The sequence below is a fragment of the Paracoccus zeaxanthinifaciens ATCC 21588 genome, assembly GCF_000420145.1.
GTDB classification, from domain to species: Bacteria; Pseudomonadota; Alphaproteobacteria; order Rhodobacterales; family Rhodobacteraceae; genus Paracoccus; species Paracoccus zeaxanthinifaciens.
Genome location: NZ_ATUJ01000019.1, coordinates 38,346 through 46,268 on the forward strand (window position 1 = coordinate 38,346; position 7,923 = coordinate 46,268).

The 7,923-nt window shown below is 65.5% G+C and carries 5 protein-coding genes and 3 pseudogenes; 1 reads left to right on the plus strand and 7 read right to left on the minus strand.

The features are described 5' to 3' along the window. Window positions 1-78: 78 nt before the first annotated feature. The 7 genes and pseudogenes from F804_RS17720 to F804_RS17420 all read right to left on the minus strand — a co-directional run. Window positions 79-801 (minus strand): annotated as a pseudogene (locus F804_RS17720) (cytochrome c1); the annotation flags it as partial. Between the two features lie 560 nt (window positions 802-1,361). Continuing rightward, window positions 1,362-2,684 carry a cytochrome b gene (gene petB, locus F804_RS0114400; protein ID WP_022708454.1) on the minus strand — a complete coding sequence of 441 codons (1,323 nt, stop codon included), beginning with the start codon at window positions 2,682-2,684 and terminating at the stop codon, window positions 1,362-1,364. Window positions 2,685-2,695: 11 nt separating this feature from the next. Next, entirely contained in the window at window positions 2,696-3,259 is a 564-nt protein-coding gene (petA, locus tag F804_RS0114405; protein WP_022708455.1) for a ubiquinol-cytochrome c reductase iron-sulfur subunit, read from the minus strand. Between the two features lie 156 nt (window positions 3,260-3,415). Beyond that, window positions 3,416-4,192 carry a RadC family protein gene (gene radC, locus F804_RS0114410; RefSeq protein WP_022708456.1) on the minus strand — a complete coding sequence of 259 codons (777 nt, stop codon included), beginning with the start codon at window positions 4,190-4,192 and terminating at the stop codon, window positions 3,416-3,418. A 44-nt stretch (window positions 4,193-4,236) separates the two neighbouring features. Next, window positions 4,237-5,400 (minus strand): molecular chaperone DnaJ, encoded by a 1,164-nt coding sequence (gene dnaJ, locus F804_RS0114415; protein WP_022708457.1) that lies wholly within the window; start codon window positions 5,398-5,400, stop codon window positions 4,237-4,239. 84 nt (window positions 5,401-5,484) lie between these two features. After that, window positions 5,485-7,407: a molecular chaperone DnaK gene (dnaK, locus tag F804_RS0114420; RefSeq protein ID WP_022708458.1), complete on the minus strand. Its 1,923-nt coding sequence runs from the start codon at window positions 7,405-7,407 to the stop codon at window positions 5,485-5,487. Window positions 7,408-7,622: 215 nt separating this feature from the next. Further along, a pseudogene (locus F804_RS17420) lies at window positions 7,623-7,751 on the minus strand (IS3 family transposase); the annotation flags it as partial. A gap of 68 nt (window positions 7,752-7,819) precedes the next feature. Between F804_RS17420 and F804_RS17425 the strand changes: the two are divergent. After that, a pseudogene (locus F804_RS17425) lies at window positions 7,820-7,923 on the plus strand (IS5/IS1182 family transposase); the annotation flags it as partial.

The window sequence follows — 7,923 nt, forward strand, 5'->3', positions numbered from 1 at the left end:
ACGGGCGGGCCTGTCCAGCCATGAAAAAACGCGCCCCGGAGGCCGGGGCGCGTCATGTCGTTCAGGCAAGGGGCGGAATCAGCCCTTCAGCTTGTCCTTGTGCGGTGCCCAGATGCGCTTGTTGGTCATGTACAGCAGACCCGCCAGCACGATCAGGAACAGCACGCCGACAAGGCCCACCATCTTGCGGTCCATCATCTTCGGCTCTGCCGTCCACATCAGGAAGGCCGCAACGTCGGTCGCCATCTGGTCGACCGTCGCCGGGGTGCCGTCCTCGTAGGTCACGCGGTCGTCGGACAGCGGCGGGGCCATGCTGATCCAGCCACCCGCGAAGGCGTCGTTGCCGTAAAGCAGCGTGCCCGCCTGTTCCTGCTGTTCGCCGTTATAGCCGGTCAGCAGCGCGTGGATGTATTCCGGTCCACCGATGCCGCGGAACAGCTGGTTCAGGCCGGTGCCATAGGGACCGTGGAAGCCCGAGCGCGCCTTGGCCATCAGCGACAGGTCCGGCCCCATGCCCATGCCGGTCACGGCGGGGAAGTGGTCGGTCGGCAGGCGGTCGCGTTCCTCCTGCGTGTCCTCGTCGAAGATCGGCAGCAGGTTCTGCGCATAGGCGCGGACCTGGTCCTCGGGCAGGCCGGGGCCGCCATCGTCGGACAGGGTGCGGATCGGGACGAACTTCAGGCCGTGGCAGGCCGAGCAGACCTCGGTATAGATCTGGAGACCGCGCTGCAGCTGGAACTGGTCGAAGCTGCCGAACGGGCCTTCGAAGCTGTACGAGATATCCTCGATATGGGCCGCGCCATGGCTGTCGCCATGGTCGTCAGCGTGGTCGTCGCCATGCCCTTCGGCGTGATCGTCACCGTGGTCACCGCCGTGGTCCTCGGCATGATCGTCCGCATGGGCGGCCTCGTCGCCCTCGACCTCGTCATGGGACGCGGCTTCGGCGGTGTCCTCGGTCGCCTCGGTCTCGGCGGGGTCTGCTGCGACCTCGTCGCTGGCGGCTTCGGCTGCGGGCTCTCCCTCGGCTGCCGGGGCTTCGGCACCTTCCGGTGCCTCGGCGGCGGCTTCCTCGTTCGCGGATGCGCCTGCCTCGGCCTCAGCTTCGGGTTCCGCGGCGGGCGCGGCTTCCTCGGCGGGGGCCTCGTCCTCGGCGACCTCTCCGGCCTCGGGGGCCGTGGGGGCCTCCTCGGCCGGGGCCGGGGCGGCGTCCGAGGTGCTTGCCCCGGTCGCCTCGACGGCCTCGTTCGCGGGCGCGTCGGTCGTGGCCTCGGCGTCCTGTGCCCATGCCATGCCACCGGCATGGATCATCAGGGCCAGAGCGGCCGTGAGGGTCTTGGTTCTCATGGTCATTCTGGCTCTCCTCACTCGGCCGGTGTCGCCTTGGCGCCGTAATGTGCGTTGAAGTCTTCCTCGATCGTGTCCGGCATGGGGACCGGCTTCTCGATCACGCCCAGAAGCGGCAGGATCACGAGGAAATAGGCGAACCAGTAGGCGGCACCCGCCAGCGCGATATAGGGATAGATCCCCTCGGCCGGCATGGCGCCCGCCCACATCAGGATCATGAAATCGGCGGCCAGCATCCAGAACCACCACTTGAACTGCGGGCGGTAGCGGCCCGAGCGCACGCGCGAGGTATCGAGCCACGGCGCCAGCGCCATCACGAGGATCGCGCCGAACATCGCCAGCACGCCGAAGAACTTGGCGTCGACGATGCCGAAGGACAGGAAGCTGACCAGCTGCACCAGCCACACGTCGCCGTCGAAGGCGCGCAGGATCGCGTAGAAGGGCAGGAAGTACCATTCCGGGACGATATGCGCAGGCGTCTGCAGGGCGTTCGCCTCGATATAGTTGTCCGGGTGGCCCAGGTAGTTCGGCATGAAGCCCACGACCGCGAAGAAGATCAGCAGCACGACGGCCAGCGCGAACAGGTCCTTGATCACGAAATAGGGCCAGAAGGGCAGGGTGTCCTTTTCGGCCTCGGCCTTGCTGCCGCGGCGCACCTCGATCCCGGTCGGGTTGTTGTTGCCGGTGTGGTGGAAGGCCCAGATATGGACGATCACCAGGCCCGCGATGATGAAGGGCAGCAGGTAGTGCAGCGAGAAGAAGCGGTTCAGCGTCGCGTTGCCGACGGCCGGTCCGCCCAGAAGCCAGGTCTGGATCGTCTCGCCCACGCCGGGGATCGCGCCGAAGAGGCCGGTGATCACCGTGGCGCCCCAGAAGGACATCTGGCCCCAGGGCAGCACGTAGCCCATGAAGGCCGTGGCCATCATCAGCAGGTAGATCAGCATGCCGATGATCCAGGTGACCTCTCGCGGGGCCTTGTAGCTGCCGTAGTAGAGGTTGCGGAAGATGTGCAGATAGACCGCGACGAAGAACAGCGATGCGCCGTTCGCGTGCAGGTACCGCAGCATGTAGCCGCCGTTCACGTTGCGCATGATGTGTTCGACGCTGGCGAAGGCCAGGTCGACATGTGGGGTGTAGTGCATCACCAGGACGATGCCGGTGATGATCTGCAGCGCCAGGCAGAAGGTCAGGACGATGCCCCAGATCCACATCCAGTTCAGGTTCTTGGGCGTGGGGATCATCAGGGTGTCGTACAGGATGCCCGCCACCGGAAGACGGCGGTGCAGCCAGCGCTCGAAGCCCGATTTGGGCTCGTAATGGTCGTGCGGAATTCCGGCCATGAGAACCCTCCTCAGCCCAGCTGGATGGTGGTGTCGTTGATGAACGACGCCACGGGAATATGCATGTTCTGGGGTGCGGGACCCCGGCGGATGCGGCCCGCCGTGTCATAGTGGCTGCCGTGGCAGGGGCAGAACCAGCCGCCGAAATCGCCCGCGCCGTCGCCGATGGGCACGCAGCCCAGGTGGGTGCAGACGCCGATCTGGACCAGCCATTCGCCGGCTTCGTCCAGCGTGCGGTTCTGGTCGGTCGCGGCCTCGCCCGACGGGATGTTGGGGTTCTGCGAGTTCTGGTCGACAAGCTGGTTCAGCTCGACCGCGCGGCCCGCCTCGATTTCCTCGGGGGTGCGGCGGCGGATGAAGACCGGCTTGCCGAGGAACAGCACAGTGATCTGCGAGCCTGCGGACACGCCGCTGACATCCACCTGGATCGAGGCCAGCGCCTGCACGTCGGCCGAAGGGTTCATCTGGTTCACGAGGGTCCAGGCGGCGGCACCGGCCGCCACGGTGCCTGCACCGGCAGTGGCGTAATAGAGGAAGTCCCTCCGGGTGCCTACGTGATCATCTGCGTGGGACACGGGTTATTCTCCAATTCGGGCCGGAATGCCGGCCATACGACGTTCCGGGCCGCGGATCGCGCAGCCTTCGCGCAGGCTTTTCTACCGATCAAATCCTTGTCAGTCCAGATGATAAGCCCGTGTTGCCGCAGCAGATGCGGCAGCCGTGCCATATCGTCAGAGAAGCCCCTCGGACCGGAAGCTGAGTTCGCGCGATTTCCCGATGATCAGGTGGTCGTGGATGGTGATGCCCATGCTGTCCGCCGCCTGCGCGATCCGCGCGGTCATCGTGATGTCCTGGTCCGAGGGCGTGGGGTCCCCCGAGGGGTGGTTGTGCACCAGGATCAGCGCCGAGGCGTTCAGCTCCAGCGCGCGGCGGATGATCTCTCGTGGATAGACGGGGACGTGATCGACGGTGCCGCGGGCCTGTTCCTCGTCGGCGATCAGGACGTTCTTGCGGTCGAGATAGAGGACGCGGAACTGCTCGATCTCTCGGTGGGCCATGGCGGTGTGGCAGTAATCCAGCAGCGTCTCCCAACTGGACAGCACGGGCCGGTTGATGACCTTGGCCCGCGCAAGACGCTGCGCCGCGGCCTCGACGATCTTCAGCTCGGTCACGACCGCGGGGCCCACGCCGTCGATCGCCACCAGCCGCGCGGGCGGCGCCGAGAGAACGCGGTTGAAATCGCCGAAGGTCTCGATCAGGCGGCGGGCGAGGGGCTTCACGTCCTGTCGGGGAATCGCCCGGAACAGGACCAGCTCCAGCAGCTCGTAATCGGGCATGGCTTGCGCGCCGCCCTGCATGAAGCGGTCGCGCAGCCGCGCGCGGTGATCGGCAAGGTAGCTGGGTGTGCCCTTCGCGGGCTTCGCGGTGGGCGCCGCCACCGCCACGTCGTCGGCGGCGGGGCTGAACAGCGGCATGGGCATTTCGCCAAAGGCACGATTCGGGTCCATGCGTCGAACATGGACCCGTCGTGCTTAAGGAAGGGTTAACCCGCTCAGCGGGTCATCCCCTCCCAGAAGGTCTTCACCTTGTCGAAGAAGCTGTCGGATTGCGGGCTGTTATCCGCCTTCTCAGCCTCGAACTCGCGCAGCAGCTCGCGCTGGCGCGGGGTCAGGTTGACCGGGGTCTCGACCGACAGCTCGATCAGCATGTCGCCGAAATCGCCCGAGGCGCCGGGGCCGTGGCGCAGGGGCGGCATGCCCTTGCCGCGCAGGCGCATCTGGCGACCGGTCTGGCTGCCTGCCGGAACCTTCACGCGGGCACGCCCGCCGTCGATGGTCGGCACCTCGACCTCTCCGCCAAGGGCGGCGGTCGCCATGCTGACGGGAACCTGGCAGGCCAGCATCCGGCCGTCGCGGATGAAGATCTCGTGCTCGGCCACCTCGATGAAGATGTACAGATCGCCGCCCGGACCGCCGCGCAGCCCGGCCTCGCCCTCGCCCGCAAGGCGGATCCGGGTGCCGGTCTCGACGCCGGCGGGGATGTTCACCGACAGGGTGCGGTCGCGTTCGACCCGGCCCGCGCCGTGGCAGGCCTTGCAGGGGTTCTTGACGATCTGGCCCTGGCCGCCGCAGGTGGGGCAGGTGCGCTCGATGGTGAAGAAGCCCTGCTGGGCGCGGACCTTGCCCATGCCTGCGCAGGTCGGGCAGCTTGCAGGCTCGGTCGAGCCTTCGGCACCGGTGCCGTCGCATTCGTCGCAGGCCACCGAGGAGCGGACCGTGATGGTCTTCTGCAGCCCCTCGAACGCTTCTTCCAGGGAAACGCGCAGGTTATAACGCAGATCCTGCCCGCGCTGTGCGCGCGACCGACCGCCACCGCCACCGCGGCGGCCCATCATGTCGCCGAACAGATCCTCGAACACATCCGAGAAGGCCGCGCCGAAATCGCCCGGATGACCGCCCGCGCGACCGCCGCCGAAGCCGCCGCCGCCGTTTTCGAACGCGGCATGGCCGAAGCGGTCATAGGCCGCCTTCTTCTGTTCGTCCTTGAGGCATTCATAGGCCTCGTTGGCTTCCTTGAACTTCGCCTCGGCCGTCGCATCGTCCTTGTTGCGATCCGGGTGCAGTTCCTTGGCCTTGCCACGATAGGCCTTCTTGATTTCGTCGGCCGAGGCCCCGCGGCTGACCCCGAGCACCTCGTAATAGCAACGCTTGCCCATGTGTCGTCCTGTACTGGTTGACCCAAAGAAGTGGGCCGGCCCGGCTGGCTGCGCGGACCGGCCCGTTTCGGGTGGCGGCCGCTATCAGCCGCGCTTCTTGTCGTCTTCGCCGAGATCCTCGAAATCGGCATCGACGATATCGTCATCGGCCGAACGCTGACCCTCGTCGACATCGTCACCGGCGGCGTCGCCACCTTCGGACTGCTGCGACTTGTAGATCGCCTCGCCCAGCTTCATGGACGCGTCCATGACGTTCTGGATGCCCGAGCGGATCTTGCCCGCATCCTCGGACTTGAGCGATTCCTCCAGCGCGCCGACGGCCAGCTCGATCGCCTCGATGGTCGAGCTGTCGACCTTGTCGCCATGCTCTTCCAGCGACTTGCGGGTGCTGTGGACAAGGCTCTCGGCCTGGTTGGTGGCCTCGACCAGGTCGCGGCGGCCCTTGTCGGCCTCGGCATTCGCCTCGGCGTCCTTGACCATGCGATCGATCTCCTCGTCGGTCAGACCGCCCGACGCCTGGATCGTGATCTTCTGCTCCTTGCCGGTGCCCTTGTCCTTGGCGGAAACCGACACGATACCGTTGGCGTCGATGTCGAAGGTCACCTCGATCTGGGGCATGCCGCGCGGTGCGGGCGGGATGTTCTCCAGGTTGAACTGGCCCAGCATCTTGTTGTCCGCGGCCATCTCGCGCTCACCCTGGAAGACCCGGATGGTGACGGCGTTCTGGTTGTCTTCCGCGGTCGAGAAGATCTGCGACTTCTTGGTCGGGATCGTCGTGTTGCGGTCGATCAGGCGGGTGAAGACGCCGCCCAGGGTCTCGATGCCGAGCGACAGCGGCGTCACGTCCAGAAGGACCACGTCCTTGACGTCGCCCTGAAGCACGCCCGCCTGGATCGCGGCGCCCAGTGCGACGACCTCGTCGGGGTTCACGCCCTTGTGCGGCTCCTTGCCGAAGAACTCGGTCACCTCGGACACGACCTTGGGCATGCGGGTCATGCCGCCGACCAGGACGACCTCGTCGATGTCGCCCTTGGAGCAGCCTGCATCCTTCAGCGCGTCCTGGACGGGCTTCATGGTGCGCTTGATCAGGTCGGCCACGATGCTTTCCAGCTTGGCGCGGGTCAGCTTCATGACCATGTGCAGCGGCTGACCGTTCGAGCCCATGCTGATGAAGGGCTGGTTGATCTCGGTCTGGCTGCTGCTGGACAGCTCGATCTTGGCCTTCTCGGCGGCTTCCTTCAGGCGCTGGAGCGCCATCTTGTCACCGGTCAGGTCGACGCCGTGTTCCTTTTTGAACTCTTCGGCGAGATAGTTGACGATGCGCATGTCGAAGTCCTCGCCGCCGAGGAACGTGTCCCCGTTGGTCGATTTCACTTCGAACAGGCCGTCGTCGATTTCCAGGATCGTGATGTCGAAGGTACCGCCGCCGAGGTCATAGACCGCGATCGTCTTGGTGTCCTTCTTGTCCAGGCCGTAGGCCAGGGCTGCCGCGGTCGGCTCGTTGATGATGCGCAGGACTTCGAGGCCCGCGATCTTGCCCGCATCCTTGGTCGCCTGACGCTGAGCGTCGTTGAAATAGGCGGGAACGGTGATGACGGCCTGCGTCACTTCCTCGCCCAGATAGGATTCGGCGGTCTCCTTCATCTTCTGAAGGATCATGGCGCTGACCTGCGCGGGCGAGTACTTCTCGTCGCGGACCGAAACCCATGCGTCGCCATTGCCACCGTCGACGATGGAATAGGGAACCAGCTTCTTGTCCTTCTCGACGGCTTCGTCGCCGATGCGACGGCCGATCAAGCGCTTGACCGCGAAGACGGTGTTGGTGGGGTTGGTGACCGCCTGGCGTTTGGCGGGCTGGCCGACAAGGCGCTCGCCTTCCGCGAAGCCCACGATCGAGGGCGTGGTGCGTGCGCCTTCGCTGTTCTCGATGACCTTGGGCTGGCTGCCATCCATGATCGCAACGCAGCTGTTGGTGGTGCCGAGGTCGATGCCGATGACTTTGGACATGTTTCGTCTAACCTTTCTTGCGGCGATTTCGGGGGCTCCGGGTCCGTTATGGCCCCCGCAGCCCGATCCCATGCTCGAAAATTCGCCCGGAACCTCCGGACGGCTTCGGGGGTGTATATAGGGATGCAATTCGGCCCCGCAAGCACCGCAATGCGGCAAAAACGCCCGAAAAAGCGGTGTGTCCCCGTGCCGCTATCTGAATAGCCCCGAGTTTCTTAGACGCCTTCACGTCTGATCTTCTGCTGCCGCTCGAGCTCGGCGGGCGACAACATCCCATTCCTCGCATGTTTGCGTTTCGGTTTGTAGAACATCTCGATGTAATCGAACACGTCCTGCCTAGGGTCAGGACCCATTAATTTTCTTGATGCCGTCCTGTCGGCGTGATTCACGCTCCCAAACAGGTGGGGGCATCATGAGTAATCTTTTCTGGCTGACGGACGAACAGATGGAGCGGCTGAAGCCGTTCTTCCCCAAGAGCCATGGTAAGCCGAGGGTCGATGACCGGCGCGTGCTGAG

What these genes read in the sequence shown, in the direction of transcription:
- petB (WP_022708454.1), bottom strand. Translation starts at nt 2,684, where the DNA reads ATGGCCGGAATTCCGCACGACCATTACGAGCCCAAATCGGGCTTCGAG.
- radC (WP_022708456.1), bottom strand. Translation starts at nt 4,192, where the DNA reads ATGGACCCGAATCGTGCCTTTGGCGAAATGCCCATGCCGCTGTTCAGC.
- dnaJ (WP_022708457.1), bottom strand. Translation starts at nt 5,400, where the DNA reads ATGGGCAAGCGTTGCTATTACGAGGTGCTCGGGGTCAGCCGCGGGGCC.
- dnaK (WP_022708458.1), bottom strand. Translation starts at nt 7,407, where the DNA reads ATGTCCAAAGTCATCGGCATCGACCTCGGCACCACCAACAGCTGCGTT.